24 protein-coding genes and 1 riboswitch are annotated in these 22,627 nt (G+C 64.4%); of the genes, 8 read left to right on the plus strand and 16 right to left on the minus strand.

Annotation, left to right across the window (positions count from 1 at the left end; all coding sequences use genetic code 11):
• Positions 1 to 4 precede the first annotated feature (4 nt).
• The 3 genes from FIU85_RS17635 to ectA are packed head-to-tail and all read right to left on the minus strand — an operon-like array spanning position 5 to position 2,278.
• Entirely contained in the window at positions 5 to 406 is a 402-nt protein-coding gene (locus FIU85_RS17635; protein WP_152497823.1) for an ectoine synthase, read from the minus strand.
• Positions 407 to 411: 5 nt separating this feature from the next.
• Entirely contained in the window at positions 412 to 1,701 is a 1,290-nt protein-coding gene (ectB, locus tag FIU85_RS17640) for a diaminobutyrate--2-oxoglutarate transaminase (RefSeq protein ID WP_152497824.1), read from the minus strand.
• 52 nt (positions 1,702 to 1,753) lie between these two features.
• On the minus strand, positions 1,754 to 2,278 hold the full coding sequence (ectA, locus tag FIU85_RS17645; RefSeq protein WP_152493099.1) for a diaminobutyrate acetyltransferase: 525 nt from the start codon (positions 2,276 to 2,278) through the stop codon (positions 1,754 to 1,756).
• 246 nt (positions 2,279 to 2,524) lie between these two features.
• On the opposite strand from ectA, the gene FIU85_RS17650 reads away from it, so the two are divergent.
• Complete coding sequence (locus FIU85_RS17650) at positions 2,525 to 3,007, plus strand: MarR family winged helix-turn-helix transcriptional regulator (protein ID WP_152497825.1); 483 nt, start codon at positions 2,525 to 2,527, stop codon at positions 3,005 to 3,007.
• Between the two features lie 27 nt (positions 3,008 to 3,034).
• On the opposite strand, the gene FIU85_RS17655 is transcribed toward FIU85_RS17650, so the two are convergent.
• From FIU85_RS17655 to thiO, 10 genes are all read right to left on the minus strand, one after another.
• The gene (locus FIU85_RS17655) at positions 3,035 to 3,478 is read right to left on the minus strand and encodes a response regulator (protein ID WP_172978911.1); all 444 of its coding nucleotides are present in this window, start codon (positions 3,476 to 3,478) and stop codon (positions 3,035 to 3,037) included.
• A 2-nt stretch (positions 3,479 to 3,480) separates the two neighbouring features.
• Entirely contained in the window at positions 3,481 to 4,632 is a 1,152-nt protein-coding gene (locus FIU85_RS17660) for a PAS domain-containing sensor histidine kinase (protein ID WP_152497827.1), read from the minus strand.
• A 124-nt stretch (positions 4,633 to 4,756) separates the two neighbouring features.
• Positions 4,757 to 6,763 (minus strand): ATP-binding protein, encoded by a 2,007-nt coding sequence (locus FIU85_RS17665; protein ID WP_152497828.1) that lies wholly within the window; start codon positions 6,761 to 6,763, stop codon positions 4,757 to 4,759.
• 135 nt (positions 6,764 to 6,898) lie between these two features.
• A complete protein-coding gene (locus FIU85_RS17670; RefSeq protein WP_172978111.1) occupies positions 6,899 to 7,264 on the minus strand; it encodes an Hpt domain-containing protein in 366 nt (121 codons plus the stop codon).
• Complete coding sequence (locus FIU85_RS17675) at positions 7,261 to 8,208, minus strand: PleD family two-component system response regulator (protein WP_152497829.1); 948 nt, start codon at positions 8,206 to 8,208, stop codon at positions 7,261 to 7,263. The genes FIU85_RS17670 and FIU85_RS17675 overlap by 4 nt, the downstream gene beginning before the upstream one ends.
• Positions 8,209 to 8,409: 201 nt before the next feature.
• Positions 8,410 to 9,423 carry a HesA/MoeB/ThiF family protein gene (locus FIU85_RS17680; RefSeq protein ID WP_172978912.1) on the minus strand — a complete coding sequence of 338 codons (1,014 nt, stop codon included), beginning with the start codon at positions 9,421 to 9,423 and terminating at the stop codon, positions 8,410 to 8,412.
• The gene (locus FIU85_RS17685) at positions 9,420 to 10,016 is read right to left on the minus strand and encodes a thiamine phosphate synthase (protein ID WP_152497830.1); all 597 of its coding nucleotides are present in this window, start codon (positions 10,014 to 10,016) and stop codon (positions 9,420 to 9,422) included. Before FIU85_RS17685 ends, FIU85_RS17680 begins: the two co-directional genes overlap by 4 nt.
• On the minus strand, positions 10,013 to 10,786 hold the full coding sequence (locus FIU85_RS17690; RefSeq protein ID WP_152497831.1) for a thiazole synthase: 774 nt from the start codon (positions 10,784 to 10,786) through the stop codon (positions 10,013 to 10,015). Before FIU85_RS17690 ends, FIU85_RS17685 begins: the two co-directional genes overlap by 4 nt.
• Before the next feature lie 3 nt (positions 10,787 to 10,789).
• Positions 10,790 to 10,987: a sulfur carrier protein ThiS gene (gene thiS, locus FIU85_RS17695; RefSeq protein WP_152497832.1), complete on the minus strand. Its 198-nt coding sequence runs from the start codon at positions 10,985 to 10,987 to the stop codon at positions 10,790 to 10,792.
• A complete protein-coding gene (thiO, locus tag FIU85_RS17700; RefSeq protein WP_152497833.1) occupies positions 10,971 to 11,969 on the minus strand; it encodes a glycine oxidase ThiO in 999 nt (332 codons plus the stop codon). Before thiO ends, thiS begins: the two co-directional genes overlap by 17 nt.
• A gap of 96 nt (positions 11,970 to 12,065) precedes the next feature.
• Positions 12,066 to 12,166: riboswitch (TPP riboswitch) on the minus strand.
• Positions 12,167 to 12,388: 222 nt separating this feature from the next.
• Here thiO and FIU85_RS17705 point away from each other — a divergent pair.
• From FIU85_RS17705 to FIU85_RS17735, 7 genes are all read left to right on the plus strand, one after another.
• Complete coding sequence (locus FIU85_RS17705) at positions 12,389 to 13,369, plus strand: peptidoglycan-binding protein (protein ID WP_152497834.1); 981 nt, start codon at positions 12,389 to 12,391, stop codon at positions 13,367 to 13,369.
• A gap of 229 nt (positions 13,370 to 13,598) precedes the next feature.
• Positions 13,599 to 14,195 carry an exopolysaccharide biosynthesis protein gene (locus FIU85_RS17710; protein ID WP_172978913.1) on the plus strand — a complete coding sequence of 199 codons (597 nt, stop codon included), beginning with the start codon at positions 13,599 to 13,601 and terminating at the stop codon, positions 14,193 to 14,195.
• Positions 14,192 to 15,166, plus strand: coding sequence for a cytochrome c oxidase subunit II (gene coxB, locus FIU85_RS17715; protein ID WP_152497836.1), 975 nt, complete (start codon positions 14,192 to 14,194; stop codon positions 15,164 to 15,166). Before FIU85_RS17710 ends, coxB begins: the two co-directional genes overlap by 4 nt.
• A gap of 95 nt (positions 15,167 to 15,261) precedes the next feature.
• Entirely contained in the window at positions 15,262 to 17,772 is a 2,511-nt protein-coding gene (gene ctaD, locus FIU85_RS17720; protein ID WP_254703068.1) for a cytochrome c oxidase subunit I, read from the plus strand.
• A gap of 10 nt (positions 17,773 to 17,782) precedes the next feature.
• The gene (locus tag FIU85_RS17725) at positions 17,783 to 18,154 is read left to right on the plus strand and encodes a hypothetical protein (RefSeq protein WP_152493085.1); all 372 of its coding nucleotides are present in this window, start codon (positions 17,783 to 17,785) and stop codon (positions 18,152 to 18,154) included.
• Entirely contained in the window at positions 18,151 to 18,717 is a 567-nt protein-coding gene (locus tag FIU85_RS17730) for a cytochrome c oxidase assembly protein (RefSeq protein ID WP_152497838.1), read from the plus strand. The genes FIU85_RS17725 and FIU85_RS17730 overlap by 4 nt, the downstream gene beginning before the upstream one ends.
• Entirely contained in the window at positions 18,714 to 19,787 is a 1,074-nt protein-coding gene (locus FIU85_RS17735) for a c-type cytochrome (protein ID WP_152497839.1), read from the plus strand. The genes FIU85_RS17730 and FIU85_RS17735 overlap by 4 nt, the downstream gene beginning before the upstream one ends.
• A gap of 143 nt (positions 19,788 to 19,930) precedes the next feature.
• Here the strand turns inward: FIU85_RS17735 and urtE are convergent, their stop codons facing one another.
• The 3 genes from urtE to urtC are packed head-to-tail and all read right to left on the minus strand — an operon-like array spanning position 19,931 to position 22,627.
• Positions 19,931 to 20,626 carry an urea ABC transporter ATP-binding subunit UrtE gene (gene urtE, locus FIU85_RS17740; RefSeq protein ID WP_152498311.1) on the minus strand — a complete coding sequence of 232 codons (696 nt, stop codon included), beginning with the start codon at positions 20,624 to 20,626 and terminating at the stop codon, positions 19,931 to 19,933.
• 1 nt (position 20,627) lies between these two features.
• The gene (gene urtD / locus FIU85_RS17745; protein WP_152493083.1) at positions 20,628 to 21,368 is read right to left on the minus strand and encodes an urea ABC transporter ATP-binding protein UrtD; all 741 of its coding nucleotides are present in this window, start codon (positions 21,366 to 21,368) and stop codon (positions 20,628 to 20,630) included.
• Positions 21,365 to 22,627: an urea ABC transporter permease subunit UrtC gene (gene urtC, locus FIU85_RS17750; protein ID WP_152497840.1), complete on the minus strand. Its 1,263-nt coding sequence runs from the start codon at positions 22,625 to 22,627 to the stop codon at positions 21,365 to 21,367. The genes urtD and urtC overlap by 4 nt, the downstream gene beginning before the upstream one ends.

Here is a 22,627-nt window from a genome sequence, read left to right on the forward strand (position 1 = left end):
TGGTTCACGCCTCGGCAGGTTCTGGCGCCGCGTAAGAGCCATCTTCCTGATGGACCTCGTTGCCGGTGACCGGCGGGTTGAAGCAGCAGGCCATGACCAGCTCTTCGGTGGCGCGCAGGATGTGGCGATCGTGCTTGTCCAGCGCATACATCACGCCGGGCTTGATCTCGTGGGTTTCGCCGGTGGCGATATCGGTGATCGAGCCGGTGCCCTGCATGCAGTAGACGCTCTCGAAGTGGTTCTTGTATTCGAACGTGTGTTCGGAACCGGCTTCGAGGAAGGTGATGTGGAACGAAAAGCCCATGTTGTCGTCGGCCAGCAGCATCCGGACGCTTGTCCAGTTGGCGTCCGAGACGACGCGGTCTTTTTCGTTCTCGGTGATCTTGTTGAAGTCTCTGACAATCATTTCGGTTACTCCGCAGCGATATTGTGGCCTTCGACGCAGGTCGAGGCGGCTTTTTCGAGGATATCCAGGCCCTTTTCGAACAGCTCGACCGGGATGGTGAGCGGTGCAAGCACCTTGACCACCTCGTCGAAGCTGCCGGAGGTCTCGATGATCAGGCCGTTGCGGAACGCTTCGCCGCAGATCTGTTCGGCCAGCTCGCCCGAGCCCACATCGACGCCGCGCATCATGCCGCGGCCCTTGAGCCTGGCGCCTGGCACCATGTCGGCGATGCGTTGCAGGCGGGTCTCGAGGATCTTTGCTTTCTCGGCGATCTCGTTCTTGAAGGTGTCGTCGGACCAGAACTTCTCGAGCGCGATGCGGGCGGTGACGAAGGCATGCGTGTTGCCGCGGAACGTGCCGTTGTGCTCGGCCGGTTTCCAGATGTCGAGGTCGCGACGGATCAGCAGCGCGGCGAACGGCAGGCCAAAACCGGACAGCGATTTCGCCAGCGGGATCATATCGGGTTCGACATCCATGTCGTCGAAGCTGAAGAAGCTGCCGGCGCGGCCGATGCCGGCCTGGATGTCATCGACGATCAGAAGGGTGCCGTGTTTCTTGGCCAGGCGGCCCAGGCGTTCGACCCATTCCTTCGATGCGGCGTTGAGGCCGCCTTCGCCCTGCACCAGTTCCACCAGGAACGCGGCGGGGGCTTCGACACCGGACGAGGGGTTGTCGAGCATCATTTCCATCTGGGCGATCGTGTCGACGTCGTCGCCGAACGCGCCTTCGTAGGGCATCCGGTTCACGTCGGGAAGCGACACGCCCCCCGCGCCACCACGTTTCCCGGCATTGCCGGTCGCGGCCAGGGCGCCCATGGTCATGCCGTGGAACCCGTTGGTGAAGGCGATGATGTCGCGCCGGCCTGTGACCTTGCGGGCAAGCTTCAGCGCGGATTCGACGGCGTTGGTGCCGGTCGGGCCGGTCATCATGATCTTGTGATCCATGCCGCGCGGCTCGAGGATCAGCTTCTCGAACGTCTCGAGGAACTGCGCCTTGGTGTCGGACATCAGGTCGAGCCCGTGGGCGATGCCGTCATTCGAGATGTGCTCGAGCAGCGCCGCCTTCATGTCGGGATCGTTATGGCCGTAGTTCAGCGAGGAACAGCCGGCCAGGAAGTCGATATAGGTGCGACCGTCCACATCAGTCATTTCGGCGCCGGATGCGGAGGTGAACACCGTGTCGAACCCGCGGCAATAGCTGCGGGCTTCGGATTCGCGGCGTTCAAACACAGCTTTGGGTGAGGTATGCGTAGACATTACGACCTCTCTTTCGGAATTGAATGTGAGGGGAAAACTGTGCGGCCCTGGGTCAGGCCGCCTTTGCAAACTCTTCGGCGAGCGTAATGGTTACGAGGTTTTCAGTCTTGCTTTGACCGTTAAAATGCTCGTCCTTTTCGTAATACGCCTGAGCGTCGAGTTTGGTTCCGAACTCGTCGGTGAATTTACGGAAAAGCGCCCAGGAGGCGTCGTTATCCGAGGTGATCGTGGTCTGGATGCGCGTCACGCCTTCGCAGGCCTCACGCTCCAGCGCTTCTTTCAGCATCAGGGAACCCAAGCCCATGCCACGCGCCGTCTCGGACACGGCGACCTGCCAGACGAACAGGGTCTCGGGATCGCTCGGCATCACGTAGGCCGACACCCAACCGACCGGCTGACCTTCGATCTCGGCCAGTACGCACGTGTCTGCGAAATGATCGCACTGGATCAGGTTGCAGTACATCGAGTTCTCGTCGAGCGGCTTGCACTCACGGACGAGCTCCCAGATCTCCGAGCCGTCGGTCGGCTCAGGGCTTCGCAGGGTCGGGATCGTTTCTTTCGCAAGGTCGCGGGGCATGGTTTGGTTCTCCGATTTGCTTTGGCAAACAAAGTAGCACTGGGGCGGGGGTGCTTCAAGAGGCTAAGCATATTTTTTGTAATGATGGTCGAAACGGCCGAAATAGCCTTGTTATTAAGGTGTGTGGGGGAAATTTACTTTGGTATTCGCAGAGGGTCGTTATTAGTTAGTCTAACTACATAGGGCTTCACAAAACGGTTTTTCGGATATATGTTTAGCTATCCAAACGAAACGCAACAGGTAGGAATGGACCGCATCGATACCTCATTAGTCGCACTCAGACGCATTCTCCGCGCGACCGACCGTTTCGGCCGCGAAGTGAAGGAATCTGCCGGCGTGACCCCGGCGCAGTTTCGTGTGTTGCAGATCATCGGCGAAACTGGGCAGGCGACCGCGACGGCGATTTCATCGCGGATGCGCGTCACCCAGGCCACGGTCACGTCCCTGGTCGACAAGCTCGTCGGCGAAGGCATGGTTCTGCGCGAGAAGTCGACGCGCGACCGGCGCCAGACCAATATCCATCTGACCACGAAGGGCAGGGAGACGCTCGCCAGGGCCCCGGACCCCCTGCAACAGCGCTTCGTGCGCAAGTTCTCGGTCATGGAGGACTGGGAACAGGCGATGCTGGTGTCGAGCCTAGAGCGCGTGGCGGCCATGCTGGATGCCGACGAGATAGATGCCGCGCCGGTCCTCGACTCGGGCGATTTCAAGAATCTGTCTGACGCCTGACGGCGCGCTCTGAGGCCGTCGAGGGCGTCAGGACTGGATGGCTTTTTGCCAGATCTCTTTAATCTCAGACGCGAGCAGCATCGGGTCCACCGGCTTGGTGATGACCGCGGCCGCGCCTTTCCGGCGCAATTCCTGCGAAAAGGAATCCTCCGCCTTGGCGGTCAGGAACACGGTCGGGACAGTCGCCAGCCCGGGCTGCTGCGTAATCAGTTTCCAGACTTCCTCGCCGGACATGTCGGGCATCATCATGTCAAGGAGCAGCATTTGCGGTTGCACGGATGCGGCCGCCTCGACGGCCTCCTGCCCCGACGCAAATTGATGAACGTTGAACGAACCGACTGTTTCCAGGGACATCTTGATGATGACGCGGATATCGGCGTCGTCGTCGACGTGCAGGATCGTTTCAAGAGGTTTACTCATTACGCTGATTTCCTCGGACTCTTTGGCAGGAAATTCCACGATAGTTGTCATGTTCATGCTCTCGCAACCCCGCGTGTTTCAATCGGATCGGTCCAGAGCACCAGATGCGCGGGGATGCGGAACTGGAACGTGCTGCCCTGGCCCACTTCGGACGTGAACGAGACAGGGTAGTCGAGACGCTTGAGGATGGCGTCGACGATGGCGAGCCCCAGCCCGGTGCCGGGCCGTTTCGTGCCGTCGCTGGCGCGGGCCTGCGAGAAGGGTTTGAACAGCATTCGAGTCTGATCCTGGGTGATGCCCGGGCCTTCGTCGGAGACGGATACGACAATGCCGCCGTCCTCTTGCTCAAGGCCGAAACGCACGGTCGCGCCGGCAGGTGAGTACTTGATGGCGTTGGAGGCGAAGTTCGTGATGACCTGCGCAATGCGGTCGGAGTTGCCCATGACCATCGCACCGCGCAGGTCGCTGGAGATCTCGAGCTCGATGTCATGTTCGAAGGCGGTGCCGGACACCAGTTCCACCGTGTCATTGAGGCATTCGATGATGTCCGTCTCGGCGATCGAGAAATCCATCTTGTCGCTGTTGATCTTCTCGAGATCGAGGATGTCGTTGACGATCGAGAGCAGGCGATCGGTGTTGCGCACGGCGATGTCGACCACGCTTTGCGTCTTGTCGTCGAGATCGGCGACGACGCCGGCCTTGAGCAGACGCAGCGCGCCGTGGATGGAGGTGAGTGGGGTGCGCAACTCGTGGCTGACGGTCGATACGGTCTGCACCTTTTCAAGCTCCAGGCTCTTGCGACCCGTGATGTCGCGCAGGACGGAGACGAAGAAATCTCCCTCGTCGGTGGTGCGGATCAGGCGCGTGGAGACCTCGATAGGGCCGGTAAAGTGCGTCAGTTCCAGGGTGATCGATTCGAGCTCGCCATTGAAAAGGGGGACCGCGGCGCGAAAGAAGGCCTTTTTGTTGAAGGTGGCTGCAGTGTCGCTGATGGTTTTCTCGCGGGCCTCTTCCCTGGTCCAGCCGTGCCGGTCGAGGGCGGCCGCGTTCATGTAGCGGATGCGCAGGGAGTCGCTGCTGTACACGTAGACGCCGTCGTGGAGCGACTCGAGAATGGTTTCAAGAAATGCGAGCTCGGTGGGCGACCTGTCGAGCCCGGGGTGCCCGGTGCTTGCGTGCCTTTGTGGTTTAGACGTCTGTTGCATAGAAGCCCTTTCGAGTCCCGCTGGAAGTCGACAAAACCAGGGTAGCTGAACGCCATGGTGCCGATTGGGCCGGAACGTGGAAAACTTTAGGCAATGTCATAATGATATCCTCTTCCCGCATAACTCACGCGGCGATCTCCAGGGCCTTTGATTTGATGGGTAAAGTGATGCTGAAAGTGCTGCCGTGACCGATTTCGCTTTCGACCGCGACGGAACCGCCGTGAAGTTCGATCAGTTCGCGCGTGATCGCGAGGTCCAGTCCGGCGCCGGAATTGCGCCGGGTGACGGAAGTGTCGACCTGCACGAACTGGTGGAAAATCTGGTCCAGCTGGTCTGCCGGGATGCCGCATCCGGTGTCGCGCACGTGGATGCGCAGATGCGTCTCGTCATGGTCGGATGAGATGTGGACTTCGCCGGTCTGGGTGAACTTGATAGCGTTCCCCACGACGTTGATCAGCGCCTGGCGCAGGCGCTTGGGATCGGCGCTGATGGGCAGGGAGGCAATGTCGGAGGTCAGCGCGATTCCCTTCTCGGCGGCCTTGATGCCAAGGCTGGAGGTCACGGTGCCGACCACCTCCTTTATGTTCAGTGTTTCGATCTCGAGCTCGACCGTCTCGGCCTCGAGCTTGGCGCGATCGAGCACGTCGTTGATCAGCGCCAGCAGGTGGTCGCTGGACGTGGTGATGCGGCCGGACATGCCAGTCACCTCGTCACGCAGAACCTTGAGCGCCTTCAGGCGTTCCGGGCCGGACGCATCGTCGCGCAGCTTGCTGTCGAGCGCCTTGTAGCCCGGCAGGACATCCACGTTTTCGAGGAACCGGGCATAGCCGATGACCGAGGTCAGGGGGGTGCGCAGTTCGTGGCTGATGATGTTGAGGAAGTTGTTTTTCGCCTGGTTCGCCGCCTCGGCCTTTTCGCGGGCCTGCTTGAGTTCGGTGATATCGACACGGAACCCGACCGTGTTGCCGTCGGGCGAGCGGGTTTCGGCCACTTTCAACCAACGTCCGTCGCCCAGCTTCTGCTCCATCGGCGCGGTCGGATTTGCGTGTTTGGCGAGACGCTCCTCGAGCCATTCCTCTTCGCGGCCGATGGCATCGGTGTACTGGCCGTTCTTGAGCCCCTCGCGCAGGATGTTCTCGAAGGTGTTGCCGGGGACGATCGCGTCGCGCGACAGTTCGTAGTAGGACAGGTATTTCTCATTGGCAAAGACAAGGCGGTCGCGTGAATCATACAAGGCGAACCCGTCTTCGATGGAATTGATTGCCGAGCGCAGCTGGCTTTCGGCGGCACGCTTGGATCGGTACATGGTCCAGAGTGCCAGGATCATGGCGCCCAGGAAACCGATGGCGAGAAAGCTGAGCGCCCATACCAGGTTCTTCATCCCGCTCCCGGTGGGCCAGCCAGCGGTGGGGACAAGGCCAATCTGCCAAGTGCTGCCGTCGGCAATGACGTGGCGCAGGACGGGCCTGTTGGCGAAAGTCTTTTGCGAACCGTAGAGCATGTTAATCGGATGCTGGTCATCGCCCAGGCTGCGGATCGCGATGTCATATAGCATGAAACCGTGGCTCTGGGAAATCTCGGTCAGCAGGCGGTCGCGGTCGATGACGATCGACACGATACCCGTGGCAATGCGGGACATGTCGCTGTCGTTCGAAGCGTAGTACGGCATTCGTTGAATGAAGGCCTGTCCACCCTGAACGAGATCCACGGGTCCCTGCAACGAGGTCTCGCCGAACTGCAAAGCCTTGTCGACGCCGAGCAACTGCTGCGGCACGAGGCGGTAATCCAGACCGATCGCCTTTTCATTGCCGACGACCGGATAGATCTGTTCCACGACGTAACCGCGCGACCGTCCGACCACGAGGATCGCGGGCGTCCGCGCGATCAGGGGCGCAACCAGGGCGCCGAAGCCTTCCTGCGTGACATCGGGGGATTGTTCGATCGCGTGGCGGATCGCGCGAGTGATGACATCGACCTTGGTCAGTTCGCGTTGCAATGCAGTTGCGATTGCATCTGCGTCATCATGCGCTTCGTCATGCGCGGCTTGTCGCGCAAGGTTGAGAAGGTGCGCATTGATCTTGCTGGCCGCAAGCGCGGTCAGAGCCAGAACGAGCATGATCGTGAGTGACACCGATATCCAGCTTTTGCGATATCGGCAAAGGTTCCAAAGTCTTTTTACTCGTTCATCCACACCAAATGCCCCTTCTTCGGTGGTTGGGGGATCTGTGCGTGCCCGGGGTTTGCCCCTCTTGGCCGCGCAGACCAATCAGCTCTCCGTCAGGTGATGCTCCATAAGATCGAGAAACAATTCGATCCGTTCGTTCAGTCCGGTCCGTTCAGATTGTGACAAGTCCTGTCCCGCGGCCGTGGTGACGTGCTCTTCCAGCGCGCGCGCCTGCGTCGACAGATCGTGAAGTCCAAGGCTTCCGGCAACGCCGCATATGCGGTGCGCCTCGAAGCCGACGGTTTCGAGCGCCGTGGCCGGGTCGGCGTCCAGCGCGATCCGGGCGGCTTCGATCCGGCAGATCCGTGCGTCGAGCCCGGCGCAGAACTGAACGCGCATGTCGTCCAGTGCGCGACTTATCGCGGTGCGTGCGGGATCGGCGGGGTGCCGATTGGCGGAGGCGTTCATGCGATGGCCTGCATCGGGTGATGATCCTCGACTTTTCCGGTCGCGCGACGGGCGCGGTCGATCAGGCTGGTCGGGCATTGCATGCGAAAGAACCCGGTGCGCACGGGCGTACCGACCGTCACCCGCGGCAGCGTCATGTCGATGGCGTCATAGCGCAGGCGCAGGGCCTCAAGCTCTTGGGTGAGGTTTTCCTCGATCCGCGCGCAATCGACATTGGGCTGGTCGAGCAGAAGGGCGACGATATCGCCGCTGCCCGGGCAGGTCAGCATGTGCGGAAACGCCGAAAGCGCCCGCGAGACGGCCTGTGCCATGTCGCCGATCAGGACCGCGTAGTAGGTGGAGTCCATCATCTTGAAATAGGTTTCCGCCATGGGCAGGTTGACGCAGATGGCGGAGGTCTGGCGCAGGCGCAGGTTGCCCTGCTTGAGAAGGAAGTTCTCCATCGACACCATGCTGACGGCACCTTCGACGTCGTCGAGAATGATCTCGCCGTCGAACGCGGCGGTTGGGAACAGTATGGCTTCCTGCTTGAGCACATGTTCGTGCAGCAACCGCGCCTGGGCGCGTTCCGCAAGAATGTTGCGGGCCATTTCCAGGCGGATCTTCAGTTCGACCATTTCGAGCGGCTTGGTGATGTAGTCGTTGGCGCCGGCCATGAAGGCGGCGTCGATGGACGCCTTGTCGGTCAGCGCGGAGAGCATCACGATGGGTGTCGCCTGGTGGTGCGGGATGGCTCTCAGTTGCCGAACCAGTTCGATCCCGTCCATCGGCATCATGCGGATGTCGACGATGAAGCACTCCACGGGCTTGGTCTTGGCGGCAGCGATCTGCAGGGCCTCTGGCCCGGTAAAGGCGGTTTCGACGTCCCTGTAGCCCAGCTGTTCAAGCCGCGTTCTGAGCAAGTCGCAGAAGATCGGCTCGTCATCTATCGCAAGGATCCGCATTGTTTCTCTTTCCAGCCTATTATTCTGTTCGCTCCCTGATTGTTCTCGCCCAATTCGGGCATTATTGTGGCGCAACGTTGAAATAAAGAGATTTTTCAAAGATTAATCGCGCCAGGATGGTGTTGGCGTTCTCGGTGGGGCGCGACCGGCCGCTATTCAACGCACCAGGACCGCAATCTTCGGGTGTCCTGCCCCGGCGGTTCAGCCCAGATCGGTCGGCTCCGGCAGCGCGCTCGCGCCGGGTGCGTCGCCGGTGGCGACAAGAGCGATATCGCCGTCCCAGTGGCGTTGCAGATGCCTGGCGGCCTGCCAGGCTCGCAGGCCGGAGCGACAGGCAAAGACCGCGCGCTGTCCGGTCGCGGGGGGCTGGAGCCGGCCCGCGATGACGTCCGATACGCTGCTCCGCCGTGCTTGGGGCGAGACAGGGGTCGGCGCTTCCTCGGTGCCGCGAAGGTCGACGACGATATCGGTTGGCTTGAGGTGGTCGGTCGCGATGAAATGCAGGCCCTGCGCCGGCTCGGGGGCCGTGTCGAAGCGAAAGCTGCTGCTGCGAAAGGCCTGCATGTCGACGGTGAGCAGATGGCCCAGCGGGGACGGAGTCTGCCCGGTGAGGCAGGCCAGCGCCATCTGGGCCTGCGCCGCGCCGATCATGCCCACCACCGGCCCCATCACGCCCGCCGTGGCACAGGTGGCGGCGCGGTCGGGAAGATCGGGAAACACGGCGCGCAGCGAGGGCGCGGTGCCGCAGAAGCCGCCGACATAGCCCGAAACGCCCAGCACGGAGGCGCTGACAAGGGGCACGCCGGCGGCAAGGCACGTGTCGGAGAGGATGTAGCTGACCGCGAAACTGTCGGCGCAATCGAGCACCAGGCTGGCCTGCGCCACGAGGTCGGGCGCATTGGCGGGATCGAGCGGGCGGGCAAGGGGGGCAATGCGGCAGTCGGTATTGAGGCGGCGCAACGTGTCATGCGCGGCCTCGACCTTGGGCCTGCCGATGTCGTCTTCGCGAAAGAGTGTCTGGCGGTGCAGGTTGCCCAGGGAAACCGTGTCGCCATCCACCAGGGTCAGCCGTCCGATCCCCGCGCCCACCAGGTATTGCAGCGCCGGGGCGCCCAATCCGCCAGCCCCGACCACAAGCACATGCGCCGCCTTCAGCGCGGCCTGTCCGGCCTCGCCCATGCCGGGCAGGCAGGTCTGGCGGGCATAGCGGGTCATCGCGTCGCCGCCAGCCAGGCGCGCACCCGGGTTTCGGGGGCGTCGTTGAGCGTGATGTCGGTGACCGCGGCCACCACGTCTGCGCCTGCCTCGAAGGCGCCGGGCGCGCGTTCCACCGAAAGGCCGCCGATGGCGATCAGGGGCAGGTCGCCGATCAGGCCGCGCCACTGGGTCAGACGGTCGAGGCCCTGTTCGTGCCATTTCATCTTTTTCAGGATGGTGGGATAGATCGGACCCAAGGCGATGTAGTCGGGATCGAGCGCAAGGGCGCGTTTGAGTTCGGCCCTGTCATGGGTGCTTATGCCGAGGCGCAGGCCGGCATCGCGGATGGCGGATATGTCAGCTGTATCAAGGTCTTCCTGGCCAAGGTGGATGTAGCTGCAGCCGGTGTCGATCGCCTCTTGCCAGTGGTCGTTTACGACAAGGGTGCAGCCGTGGCGCGCGCACACGGCCCTGGACCGCAGCACATGGTCGCGCAGCGTATCGGGCGCGGCATCCTTGACGCGCAGTTGCACCAGCTTGATGCCCAGCGGGACCAGCCGCTCGATCCAGTCGGCGCTGTCGAAGATGGGGTAGAAGCGGTCCAGTCTCATTCAAGAAACGCCTTGCCAAGAACCGGGGTGGAGGGGGCGGCCATGTCGCGCGGCTCCATCGGCTCGGCGGACTGCGCCAGTTTTCCGGCCCTGAGGGCGAGGGAGAAGGCTTCGGCCATGGCCGCCGGATCGCCCGCCTTGGCCACGGCGGTGTTGAGAAGGATCGCGTCGTAGCCCAGTTCCATCGCCGCCGTGGCTTGCGAGGGCAGACCCAGCCCGGCGTCGATCACCAGCGGCACGTCCGGGAAATGCGCCCGGAGCGCGCGCAGGCCGAAGATGTTGTTCAGGCCCAGCCCCGATCCGATGGGGGCGCCCCAGGGCATCAGAACCTCGCAGCCCGCGTTGAGCAGACGGTCGGCAACGACGAGATCCTCGGTGGTGTAGGGAAAGACCTGAAACCCGTCCTCGGTCAGGATGCGGGCGGCCTCGACCAAGCCGAAGACATCGGGTTGCAGTGTGTCTTCCTCGCCGATGACCTCGATCTTGATCCAGGGCGTGTCGAAGACCTCGCGCGCCATGTGGGCGGTGGTCACGGCCTCTTTCACGCTGTGGCATCCGGCAGTGTTGGGCAGGATATGCACGCCCAGGCCGCGGATCAGGTTCCAGAAATCCTGTCCGGCGCGGTCCTGCCCGCTTTCGCGGCGCAGCGATACGGTGGCGACGCTGGCGCCGCTGCGCCGGAACGCCTCGGCCAGGATGGCGGGCGAAGGGTATTGCGCGGTGCCGAGCATGAAGCCGTTGGCCAGCGTGGTGCCGTAGAAATCTCGCATCGCTCAGCCGCCCTGCATCGGGGCCAGAACCTCGATGCTGTCGCCGTCCGCCAGAGCGTGATCGCCGCGCAGGGATGCGGGCACGAACGTGCCGTTCACCGCTGTCGCCACCTTGGCGTCGCCATAGCCGTGGGCGTCCAGCAGGTCGGCCAGGGTGGCGGCCTCGGCGTGCACTGGCGTGCCGTTAAGCTGCAATCTCATCGGAAACCTCCGGTGTCTTGTCGTGAAGGATCAGGTCCGCGACCATGCGCGCGAGGGCCGGCGCCAGAAGGAAGCCGTGCCTGTAGAGTCCGTTGGCCCGGATCAGGTTCCCGTCGCGGCGGATGCGGGGCAGGTTGTCGGGAAAGGCGGGGCGGCTGTCGACGCCGATCTCGACCACCTCGGCCTCGCCGAAGGCGGGGTTGAGCGCATAGGCCGTGCCCAGCAGTTCCAGCATCGCACGGGCGGTGACGTGCCGGCCCGCCTGGCCTTCGACCATCGTGGCCCCCAACATGTAAAGGCCGTCACCCCGGGGCACCACGTAGATCGGCACGCGGGGGTGCAGCACGCGGACGGGGCGGGTGAGCGACACGTCCGGGCACGAGAGGATCATCATCTCGCCCTTGACGCCGCGCAGATCGGCAAGCCGGTCGCGCGCCGCAAAGCCGCGGCAGTCGATGGTCAGACCCTTCCGCGCATGGGCTTCGGGGTCGGCCTCTTCCTGAATGAGCTTCGCGCCATCGGCGGCGAGGCTGTCGCGCAGCGCGGCGAGGGCGGCGCGGGGCGAAAGATGCGCCTCTGTGTCGAAAAAGAGGCCCCGCGTGAAACGGGCGCCGAGGTCGGGCTCGAGCTGCGAGATCTCGGGGCCGGTGACGGCGCGGTGGCCGCTCGTCAGGCGTGCAAAGCGGGCGAGATCGGCCTTGTCGCGCCCGGGCGACACGACAAGAGAGCCGCGCCGCCGGACAACGGCGCCGGTCTGTGCCTCCCACCAGTCGGCGGCCTCGCAGCCCAGCCGCACCACCGCCTCTTCGGCGCTTTCGCCTTCGCAATGGGGCGCCAGCATCCCGCCGGCCCACCAGGAGCAGGCATGCGGACCCGGCGCGGCGTGACGATCGACAAGGGTCACTTTCGCTCCCCGGTCCAGCAGGGTGCGGGCGACACAAAGACCGGCAACGCCGGCGCCTATGATGACCACGGATGTCATGCCGATGCGTCTGACCGGCACTTGGATGGATTGAGGATCATTGACGCGCCTCTTTGCTTGGGGCGTGCCAACGCGGAAAAGAGGTAAGTGCTGTCGGTGCACGTTCTACCCGTTCCCTACGCCGGTATTGCCCGGATCAGGTTCGACGGGTCGGTGCGTGCACCTCTCAGCCCTTTGCGGCCCCCCGACGGATGATATGTGACTTGCGGACCGGAACGATGCGCCCCGGTGCAGCTTCGTGCGTCATGGATACGTGACGTTGCTTCAATCTGCAACATGCGAAACCAGACGATTGCGGCGCCGGGTTCCGCAACATGCTGCGCATTGGGCTGGCCCAGTGGCCGAATTTTGCCGTCCGGCTTGACCTTTCGGCGGCGGCAGGCGTTATTCTTTTCCAGACGTAATGGAAGGGATTTCCTTTGTTCGGATCGCGTACCTCGTTTCTGCCTTGGAAGGGTTATGTCGCCTCGGCCTTCGTAGTGGTGCTGGGCGGCGGTGCTGTGTTGGCGCAGACGGAAACGGCCGAGCCGTTGCCGGAACCGCCTGCAACCACTGTCAGCCCGCTGGACCCACCCCGGGAGTCGCAAGAGGGTGCCGGGATCGACGTCATGGGCGCGGAGACAGACCGCGATGCGCCTGCGGTGACGGAACCCGCCGCGGCGGAGGATCCCGGAACGACGGGCGCGGCCGAGACGGAGACGGCCGCCGCGACGTCGTCCCTGGTGGAGCAGGTGGCGGCCTGCTATGCCGGTACGTCCGATGCGGCCAGCGACGAAGAGGTGCGGTTGCAGTTCGTGCTGGACAGCGCCGGGCTGCTGCTGGGGATCCCCGAACATGTCGGCGCGGAGTCGCAATCGGCTGTCCAGCGGCGGCTGTATCTGGATGCCGTTGTCGCGCTGGAGGAGTGCGCGCCCTATTCCGTCAGCGGGGTTGAGACCACGTACGCGGCGACATTCACTCCGGCCGCGGTCACGTCGATTGCCGTTCTCGACACGGCAGGTTGGCCCGAGACGCCGCCCGTGCTTGGCACGGCGCGCGTGGATCAGACGGCGTCGGCCAGCGAGGATATTGAGGCCGCACTGGATCTGTCGCGCGACGAGCGGCGCGAGATCCAGAATCGCCTGCGCTTGGTCGAGTACGATCCGGGCGGCGCGGACGGGGTGTTCGGGCCGAATACGCGCACCGCGATTTCCACGTGGCAGGAGGCGCGCGGCTTTCCCGTCAGCGGCTATTTCAACGACGTGCAGCTGGCCGCGCTGCGGGAAGAAAGCCAGGCCGAATACGAAGCGTTTCAGCGGACCGAGCCCAAGCCCAAGCCAAAGCGCAAGGCCGAGAGGGTTCGCGTATGCAAGCGCGGTGTGTTCGGCGTGCTCTACGACTGCAGGTTCGTCTGGCGCTGACGCGCCGGCCTGCAGGCTCGGCTTTGCGCGGGGTTCATGCGATCGGCAATTATTCAGGTATGCCGGGAACTTGAGCGCAGTTGCGGCGTTCCTTCGTCGGAACGGAAAGTCGGGCAATGGGTCTGGGACAGTTTTCTAGCAGGACGAGTGAACCGCGCGGGCACGGCGCATGGGTGCCGGCGTGTGGTTGTGCGCGTTCGCGTGTTCACGGACCGCAGGGCGTGATGCCATGAGCCACGAGGCCGAAGCTCCTACGGCGCATCCGCTGACGGATGTGATCTCAAGGATCAGGTCGCTGGCCGATCGACCCGAGGTTACCGTGGACGAAATTGTCGGTGCCGCGGGGCAGGCGGGCATTCTGCCACTGATCTTTGTGCCGGCCCTGATCGCAGCCACACCGCTGTCGGGCATTCCCGGCGTGTCGATGGTGTGCGGGTTGCTGATCGCGCTTTTTTCCGCCGAGATGATCTTGGGCCTGAAAAAGTTCTATTTGCCCGAAAAGTTGAAGAAAAAGACGATTGACGGTGCCAAGCTGGACCACGCGATGCGGCAGATCCTGCCGATCATGCAATGGATAGAGCGCCATACCGGACAGCGCCTGTCCTTCCTTTTCCATCGCCCGATGACCTGGGTGCCGCAGTTGATCTGCCTGATGACCGGGCTGGCCATGCCGTTTTTGGAGTTCATTCCGTTCTCGGGGTCCGTCGCGGCCACAGGTGTCTGCCTGCTGGTCATGGCCATGTTGACAAGGGATGGCGTGGTATTTCTGCTGGCGCTGCTGCCTTACGTGATCGGCGGGGTTTTGATCGCGCGGTTCCTGTTGTGAGGCGGCTGGCGATTGCGGCCTCGGTCATCGGGCTGAGCGCATGCACCGGGCCGCAATCCGTGCTGGACCCGGCGGGGCGAGACGCCGAGGTGCTGGCGACGCTGTTCTGGGTGATGCTGGGCGGGGCGGTGGTGCTGTGGGTCGCCTTGAACGGGTTGATCTATTTCGTGACGAAGATCGCGCCGCGCCCGCTGAACGCGCGTGCGGCCGAGGCGCTGATCATCGGCGGCGGCGTGGTGGTGCCGGTGATCGTGCTGTCGATCCTGCTGGCCTATGCGCTGAACGAGATGCCCAGGCAGAGGGACGAAGGCGAGGGATTGCGGGTGGAGGTCACGGGCCACCAGTTCTGGTGGCGGGTGGCCTATTGGCCCGAGGGGGCGGAGGTGCCGGTGATGGCGGCCAACGAGGTGCGCCTGCCGACCGGCCAGCGCAGCGAGATCACGCTGAACGCCGAGCGGGTGATCCATTCGTTCTGGATTCCCGCGCTGGGCGGCAAGACCGACATGATTCCGGGGCGCGAGACGCGGATGTCGCTGGAGCCGACCAAACCGGGCGAATACCGCGGCCAATGCACCGAGTTCTGTGGCGAAAGCCATGCCTACATGGCGTTCGGCGCCGTGGTGATGGAGCCCGAGGCGTTCGAGGCGTGGCTGGACCGCGAGGCGGCGCCGGCAGTGGCACCGGCGACCGAGGAGGCACGGCGCGGGGCAGAGCTGTTCCTGTCGGAAGGCTGTGGCGGCTGTCACGCCGTGCGCGGCACCGAGGCCGAGGGGCAGGTGGGCCCGGACCTGACGCATTTGGTGTCGCGCGTCTCGCTGGCAGCCGGCATCCTGCCAATGACCGAAGACGCGCTGCGCGACTGGGTGCGTGACCCGGCGCAGTTCAAGCCGGGGGTCGAGATGCCGGGATATGATCATCTGCCGGAGGAAGACCTGTCGGCACTGGCGGCCTATCTTGGGGGACTGGAATGAGCGCGACCGACACCCCCCAGGGCACCGCCCGGCGCGGCGATGGCGGCAAGGTTTACGACGCAGGGCCCGAGGGCACCTATCCGCCGACCGAGGAGATGCTGGACGCGCCTGCCGACCCGGAGGTGAAGGCCAGGCGCGAGGCGGATCTTCGCCGCGCCTGGGAGACGCCGAAAGGCTGGCGTTACTGGTCGGCGGTCAACAACACCGAAGTGGGGGTGTGGTACTCGCTGACCGCGTTTTTCTTCATGCTGTGCGCGGGCGTGCTGGCGCTGTTGATGCGTATCCAGCTGGCGGTGCCGGACAACGATTTCCTGAGCGCGGACCGTTTCAACCAGTTCTTCACCATGCACGGCTCGGCGATGATGTTCCTGTTTGCCGTGCCGATGTTCGAGGCGGTGTCGATCCTGATCCTGCCGGCCTTCCTGGGGGCGCGGGACATGCCGTTTCCGCGCCTGTCGGCCTATGGCTACTGGTCGTTCCTGATCGGCGGCATCTTCGTGCTGGGCTCGATCCTGTTCAACGTCGCGCCCAGTTCGGGCTGGTTCATGTATCCGCCGCTGGCGACCAAGCAGGAGGGGATCGGGCCGGACATATGGCTGTTGGGCCTGTCGTTCATCGAGGTCGCGTCGATCGCGGCGGCGGTCGAGCTGATCGTGGGCACGATCAAGTGCCGCCCGCCGGGAATGCGGATCAACCTGATGCCGCTTTATGCGTGGTACGTGCTGGTCGTGGGGGTGATGATCCTGTTCGCCTTTCCGCCGCTGATCGCGGGGGATTTCCTGTTCGAGTTGCAACGCTCGATGGACTGGCCGTTTTTTGACCCCGACCGGGGCGGCGACCCCTTGTTGTGGCAGCACCTGTTCTGGATCTTCGGGCACCCGGAGGTTTACATCGTCTTCCTGCCGTCCATCGCCATCGCCGCGATGATCGTGCCCACGGCGGCGCAGCGGCCGATGGTGGGGTATTCCTGGATCGTGCTGTCTGCGGTCGGCGTGGGGTTCCTCAGCTTCGGACTTTGGGTGCACCACATGTTCACCACGGGGCTGCCGTCGCTGTCGCTGGGATTCTTCTCGGCGGCGTCCGAGGCGGTGGTGATTCCCACCGGCGTGCAGATCTTCGCCTTTGTCGCCACGCTGATGGTGGGCCGGGTGACGATGAGCCAGCCGATGCTGTGGATTGCGGGCGCGCTGGCGATTTTCACCGCCGGCGGGCTGACGGGTGTGATGGTGGCCATCGCGCCCTTCGACTGGCAGGTGCATGACACCTATTTCATCGTGGCGCACCTGCATTACACGCTCTTCGGCGGCATGGTCTTTCCGATCATCGGCGGGATCTATTATTTCTACCCGTTCATCACCAAGAAGAAGATGTCGGACCGGCTGAGCAGGTGGGCCTTCTGGCTGACATTCTCGGGATTCAACATCTGTTTTTTGCCGATGCACCTGACCGGCTTGCAGGGGATGCCGCGGCGCGTCGTCACCTATCCCGAGGCTGCCGGGTGGGACGTGCTGAACATGGTGTCGACATTGGGCAGTTTCATCGTGGCGGCGGGTATCCTCGTCTTTGCATGGGATCTGCTGCGGCCAAAGGGCAGGCAGCCGCTGACAGAGCGGAACCCGTGGAACGCGGGCACGCTGGAATGGTCACATGACGTGCCGGAGGAGGCGTGGGGCGTGCGGTCGGTTCCGTATATCTCGTCGCGCTATCCGCTGTGGGAGCAGCCGAAATTCCTGGAGCGATTCGACGACGGCAAGTTCTATATCCCCGACGCGCCCGAGGGCAAACGCGAGACCATCGTGACCTCGGCGGTGGATGCGGTGCCGCAGGCGGTGGTGCAGGTCACCGGGCCGGCCTGGGTCACGCTGTGGGCGGCGGCGTTCACCGGCGGGGCGTTCATCCTGCCGGTTTTCAAGTTCTACTGGCTGTCGGCGTTTTCAGGCGTGTGTGCCGTTGCCTGCGTGATCTACTGGCTGTGGACCTCGACCGCGCAGGTGCCCAAGACCCCGATGCGCGAGGCAGGCCTTGGCCTGCGCCTGCCGGTCTATGTGACCGGGCCCAAGGCGCCGGGGTGGTGGGCCGTCTTCATCACCATGCTGGGCGATGCGACGGCCTTTGCCAGCCTTGTCTTCGGCGTGTTCTTCTTCTGGACGGCGCGGCCGGATTTCCCGCCCGAGGGCGCGGCGCTGCCCGACATGATGTGGGCGCTGTTGGCCTTGCTGGCCTTCGTGGTCGCCTGGGGCGCGACGGTGGCGGCGCGAGAGCTGAACCGGGGCGGGCGACAGGGCGTGGCACGCTGGTGCATCGTCGGTGCGGTGGTGGCGACCCTTGCGGCACTGGGCGGCATGTGGCTGGCGATCGTGCTGCCGGGGCTGCAACCCGAAACCCACGCCTTTCCGGCGGTGATGTACGCGCTGACGGTCTGGACATCGGCGCATTGCGTGCTGGCGGTCGTGATGCTGCTTTATTGCCTGGCCGGCAGCGTGTTCGGCAAGCTGACGCAGCTTTACGATGCCGATCTGCGCAACACCACGCTGTTCTGGCATTTCATGTGCCTGTCAGGGGTGATCACCACGCTGCTGGTCGGCGTGGCCCCGAGGCTGATGTGAGGGTGCCGAGATGACAGAGGAAACCCCGTTCCGGCACGAAAGCATCTGGCACATGGTCGCCGCGCCCACCGTCTGGACGCTGCATTTCGCGATCATCTACGCGATTACGGCGGTGGAGTGCAGCAAGATCGGCACGCCCGAGGTGGCGCGGCTGTCGATCCTGGTGCTGACGGTGGTGGCGTTGGCGCTGATCGGCTGGATCGCGTGGAAGGCGTGGGTGCAGTGGGACTACCCCGACGATCAGGACTACGTGCATGACAAGCCAACGGTCGAGGACCGGCGCGAGTTCCTCGGGCACGCGGGCTTCCTGCTGAGCATCGCGTCGGCCATCGGGGTGATCTTCGTGGCGATGCCGGCGCTGTTCATCGAGACTTGCCTGTGAGGCTGGCGGGGATCTCTGCGCTGGCGCTGCTGGCCGGGCTGTACCTGCCGCCGTGGGAGGCATGGGCTGGGCCGTTTCCGGCGCACATGCTGCGGCACATGGGGCTGGTGGCGGGCGTGGCGCCCCTGATGGTGCTGGCGTGGCCGGGCGTGGCGCGGCGTTTCGCGGTGCCGGTGATTCTGGCGGCGGTTGCCGAGTTCGCCATCGTCTGGGCGTGGCACCTGCCGCACCTGCATGGGTTCGCGCAGCTGAGTTTCGGCGGGCGCGTGCTGGAGCAGGTGGCCTTCCTCGCCGCCGGGCTGGCGGTGTGGTCCGGGGCGCTTCATGCGCGGCAGGCGCTGGTGGGGGCAGGGGGATTGTTCCTGACCTCGATGCACATGACGTTGCTGGGCGCGCTGCTGGTTCTGGCCCCGAGCGACCTTTACGCCGAGATCTGCGGCCGGGACCCCAGCCTGTCGGGCCAGCAGTTGGGCGGTATCCTGATGCTGGCGATCGGGACGCCGATCTACCTTGTGGGGGCGCTGGTGCTGGCCGCGCGCGTGGTACGGGAGGAGACGGCATGAGATGGGTGCGTGACCTGCACGGAAAAACCGTGATCGCCATGGCGGGCGTCGCCGCCGCCATCGGCTTGCTGACGGCAGTTCTGATCATCGGCTTGGGTCTCTTCAACGTCTCGGCGCGGCAGGGGCACTGGCCAGGCGTGACCTGGGCCATGCACAGCACCTTCGAAAACTCGGTCGCCTTCCGTGCGCCGCCCGAAAGCGAAGTGCCGGACGATCTCGATACGCCCGATATGGTGGCCCTTGGGGCCGGGCATTACAAATCCGCCTGCATGGACTGCCACGGCGCCCCGGGCGTGCCGCGCAGCGCCACGGTGCAGCAGATGCTGCCCGAACCGCCCTCGCTGGCGCTGGTGAGCGATCACTGGAGCGCGCCCGAGATGCACTGGATCATCCACAACGGCATCAAGATGAGCGGGATGCCCGGCTGGCCCGCCGAGCGGACGGACGATGTCTGGCCGCTGGTCGCTTTCCTGCGGGCGCAGAAGGGGATGACGCCCGAGACCTGGGACGCGATGGTCGACGAGGCCGATGGCGGGTGTGCCGTCTGTCACGGCCCGGATGGGGTCAGCCAGAACGCGCAGGTGCCGCGGCTGGATATCCTGTCGGAGGAGTACATCGCCCAAAGTCTTGCCGCCTATCGCGACGGCACGCGCGACAGCGGGATCATGTACGAGGTCATGAGCCAGCGTCCCGGCGGATCGGTCGACCGGCTGGCGCGGACCTTTGCGGATGTCTCGCCCGAGGGCGGGGCGGCGGAGCCGTCGCAGCTTGCCGAGCAGGGTCGGGCGCTGGCCTTTGCCGAGGGCGGTTCGCAAAGCGTGCCGGCGTGCCGGGCTTGCCACGGGCCGTGGCCCGCGCCGATCAATCCGGCCTTTCCGTCGCTGGCCGGCCAGCACGCGCCCTACCTCGAACAACAGCTGAAATTGTGGCGCGAGGGCAATCGCGGTGGCGGCCGCGCGGCGGAACTGATGTTCAAGGCCGCGCGCGATCTGACCGATGCGGAGATCGCCGCACTCTCGGCCTATTACGCAGAACGTGCACCGGCAAAGCTGAGCGAAACGAAGGACTAGGGGTCGTTTGGTTGGTGGTTGCCGGTACCGCCAGGTTGTTTACGCGAGCGCTTTCGGGACGCTCGATCCGGTCTGCATAGCAATACCACGTGGCCTGTCCACTTGACTTGTGCGGTGCAAATCAGAGCGGTCGTGACGCGTCGTCAGATCGCCGTGCTTCTGGCGAGTTCCTCGCTTGTCACGGTATCCCTGTCGCCGCTCAGTTTCACCGCGCCGCGCTCGATCACGTAGAACCTGTCGCCAAGGTCGTAGGCAAAGCTGAAATATTGCTCGACGAGAATGATCGCGATTTCCCCCTGATCCCGGAGCAGGCGGATCGCCTCGCCGATCTGCTGGATCACGTTGGGCTGGATGCCCTCGGTCGGTTCGTCCAGCAGCAGGACTTTCGGTTGCGTGATCAGGGCTCGGGCAATCGAAAGCTGCTGTTGCTGACCGCCGGACAGGTCGCCGCCGCGGCGGGTCATGAACTCCTTGAGAATGGGAAAGAGGTCGAAGATATCGTTGCGCAGGTGGCGTTCGTTGCGGGGCAGGCAGGCGAAACCCGTCTCGAGGTTTTCCTCGACCGTCAGGAAGGGGAATATGTCGCGGCCCTGGGGCACGTATCCGACGCCGCGCCGCGCCATGTCGTAGGCGCCGAGTTTGCCGATGCTTTCCCCTGCCAGCCTGTAGGTGCCGCCGGAGCGGGGATGGGTGCCGGACAGGGCTTTCAGCAGGGAGGTCTTGCCGACGCCGTTGGTGCCCATGATGCAGGTGACCTCGCCCTGCCGCGCGCCCATGTCGATGCCGTTCAGGATCTGGCTGCCGCCATAGTGCAGGGTCAGGCCCTCGACGCTCAGGATGTCATCGGCCAAGATACACCTCGATCACGTTCTCGTTCTTGGTAACATGGTCGATGGAGCCTTCGGCCAGAACCGAGCCTTCGTGCAGGACCGTGACCTTGCAGCCAAGGCGGCGGACGAATTCCATGTCATGTTCGACCACCACCACGGCGCGTGTCCTCGCGGCCTCGCGCAGCAGGTCGGTTGTCTTTTCCCGCTCGGCCGTGGTCATCCCCGCCGCCGGTTCGTCCACCAGCAAAAGCTGAGGGTCCTGTGCCAGTAGCATGCCGATTTCCAGCCATTGTTTCTGCCCGTGCGAAAGCTCGCCCGATTTGCGCCCAAGCGCCTGCGCCAGACCGATGGTTTCGGCCAGCTCGGCGACGCGGTCGCGATCCTCGGCGCTGGGCTTGAAGAAGAGGACGGCGAAAGGCGAGCGGGGTTTGCGCAGCGCCATCATCAGGTTGGCCTCGACCGTCTGATCCTCGAACACGGTGGGGCGCTGGAACTTGCGGCCCACGCCGGCCATGGCGATGGTGCTTTCGGATTTGCCCAGCAGAGAGACGGGCGGCTCGCCCCACAGCACGCGGCCCTCGTCGGGCTTGGTCTTGCCGGTGACCACGTCCATGAAGGTGGTCTTGCCGGCGCCGTTGGGGCCGATGACGGCGCGCAACTCCCTGTTGCCGATGGAAAAGGACAGGTTGTTGAGCGCCTTGAAGCCGTCGAAGCTGACCGAGACGCCGGAGACTTCCAGAAGCTGGCTCATGTGTCTGCCTCCTTCTCGCGCAGGGTGCCCTGGTCGGGGCCGAGGTCCGCGCCGTGGCGGTGAGGAGTCAGGCGATCCGCCACGAGGTCGAAGAGCCCGCCGATGCCCTTGGGCGCAAAGAGCGTAACGGCGACAAAAGACAGGCCCAGAAGCACGGTCCACCAGTCGACCCACTGGATGCGCCAGCTGCCCAGCACGATGTCGGGGGCCTGTCCGCCAGTGAACCACGTGGACAGGAGCGACACGAAGGCCGCACCGATCACCGCCCCGTAAAGCCGCCCGCGTCCCCCGATGGCGACCCAGACGGCAAGGTAGATCGAGGCGATGGGGGCCAGTTCGGCGGGGTTGATGATGCCGGCCTGCGGGTAATAGAGCGCGCCGGCAATGCCCGCGATCACTGCCGATAGCGTGAAGACAAAGAGCTTATAGGACTCGACCGGGTAGCCGAGGAAGCGCACCCGGGCCTCGTCATCACGGATGCCGCGCAGGACCGAGCCGAACTTGCCCGACACGACCCAGTTCGCCAGCCAGTATCCCAACCCCAGCGCCAGGGCCGAGGCCCAGAGGAACCACATCGAGACAATCGGCTGACCGACGCCGCCGAGGCCGGGCAGGTTCTGCAGTCCGGAAAGGCCGTTGTTGCCGCGTAACCCGCTGTCGTTCTGGAAGAGGTACAGTGCGAGCGCCAAGGTCATCGCCTGGGTCAGGATCGAGAGGTACACGCCGGTCACGCGGCTGCGAAAGGCGAACCAGCCAAAGACCAGCGCCAAGAGCCCCGGCACCAGCATGACGGCGGCCAGTTGCAGCGGCAGGGAATGGGCGAAAGCCCAGACAGGTGGGAACTCGGACGCGCCCACCACGCCGAAGATCTGTGTGGCGATGCCGTCGGATATCTGCTGGGCCGTGGGGGGCAGGACCTCTGCCGCGAGGCTATCGACCACGATCAGACGCGTGCGTTCGTACATCAGCCACATGCCGATCGCGTAGCCGCCCAAGGCGAAGAAGGCCATGTGCCCGAGCGACAGGATCCCGCAATAGCCCCACACGAGGTCCATCGCCAGTGCCACGAGACAGAGGCACAGCGTCTTGCCCAGGGTCTTGACGAAACTCGTGGAGATCACGCCGATGCCGAAGCCTTCGGACAGGATCGTGACGCCGACCGTGAAGACTGCCAGCACGATCATGAAAACCAGTATCGCGGGGAAGCGCAGGACGATGGGCTGGCGTGCAGCGGCTCTGGCAAGGGTGCTGTCGGTCAT

Source organism: Roseovarius sp. THAF8 (genome assembly GCF_009363735.1).
In the GTDB taxonomy this organism is placed as follows: Bacteria; Pseudomonadota; Alphaproteobacteria; order Rhodobacterales; family Rhodobacteraceae; genus Roseovarius.

Coding starts and splice junctions, on each gene's coding strand:
- FIU85_RS17635 (WP_152497823.1), bottom strand. CDS start 406: ATGATTGTCAGAGACTTCAACAAGATCACCGAGAACGAAAAAGACCGC.
- ectB (WP_152497824.1), bottom strand. CDS start 1,701: ATGTCTACGCATACCTCACCCAAAGCTGTGTTTGAACGCCGCGAATCC.
- ectA (WP_152493099.1), bottom strand. CDS start 2,278: ATGCCCCGCGACCTTGCGAAAGAAACGATCCCGACCCTGCGAAGCCCT.
- FIU85_RS17650 (WP_152497825.1), top strand. CDS start 2,525: ATGGACCGCATCGATACCTCATTAGTCGCACTCAGACGCATTCTCCGC.
- FIU85_RS17655 (WP_172978911.1), bottom strand. CDS start 3,478: ATGACAACTATCGTGGAATTTCCTGCCAAAGAGTCCGAGGAAATCAGC.
- FIU85_RS17660 (WP_152497827.1), bottom strand. CDS start 4,632: ATGCAACAGACGTCTAAACCACAAAGGCACGCAAGCACCGGGCACCCC.
- FIU85_RS17670 (WP_172978111.1), bottom strand. CDS start 7,264: ATGAACGCCTCCGCCAATCGGCACCCCGCCGATCCCGCACGCACCGCG.
- FIU85_RS17675 (WP_152497829.1), bottom strand. CDS start 8,208: ATGCGGATCCTTGCGATAGATGACGAGCCGATCTTCTGCGACTTGCTC.
- FIU85_RS17680 (WP_172978912.1), bottom strand. CDS start 9,423: ATGACCCGCTATGCCCGCCAGACCTGCCTGCCCGGCATGGGCGAGGCC.
- FIU85_RS17685 (WP_152497830.1), bottom strand. CDS start 10,016: ATGAGACTGGACCGCTTCTACCCCATCTTCGACAGCGCCGACTGGATC.
- FIU85_RS17690 (WP_152497831.1), bottom strand. CDS start 10,786: ATGCGAGATTTCTACGGCACCACGCTGGCCAACGGCTTCATGCTCGGC.
- thiS (WP_152497832.1), bottom strand. CDS start 10,987: ATGAGATTGCAGCTTAACGGCACGCCAGTGCACGCCGAGGCCGCCACC.
- thiO (WP_152497833.1), bottom strand. CDS start 11,969: ATGACATCCGTGGTCATCATAGGCGCCGGCGTTGCCGGTCTTTGTGTC.
- FIU85_RS17710 (WP_172978913.1), top strand. CDS start 13,599: ATGAGCCACGAGGCCGAAGCTCCTACGGCGCATCCGCTGACGGATGTG.
- ctaD (WP_254703068.1), top strand. CDS start 15,262: ATGCTGGACGCGCCTGCCGACCCGGAGGTGAAGGCCAGGCGCGAGGCG.
- FIU85_RS17725 (WP_152493085.1), top strand. CDS start 17,783: ATGACAGAGGAAACCCCGTTCCGGCACGAAAGCATCTGGCACATGGTC.
- FIU85_RS17735 (WP_152497839.1), top strand. CDS start 18,714: ATGAGATGGGTGCGTGACCTGCACGGAAAAACCGTGATCGCCATGGCG.
- urtD (WP_152493083.1), bottom strand. CDS start 21,368: ATGAGCCAGCTTCTGGAAGTCTCCGGCGTCTCGGTCAGCTTCGACGGC.
- urtC (WP_152497840.1), bottom strand. CDS start 22,627: ATGACCGACAGCACCCTTGCCAGAGCCGCTGCACGCCAGCCCATCGTC.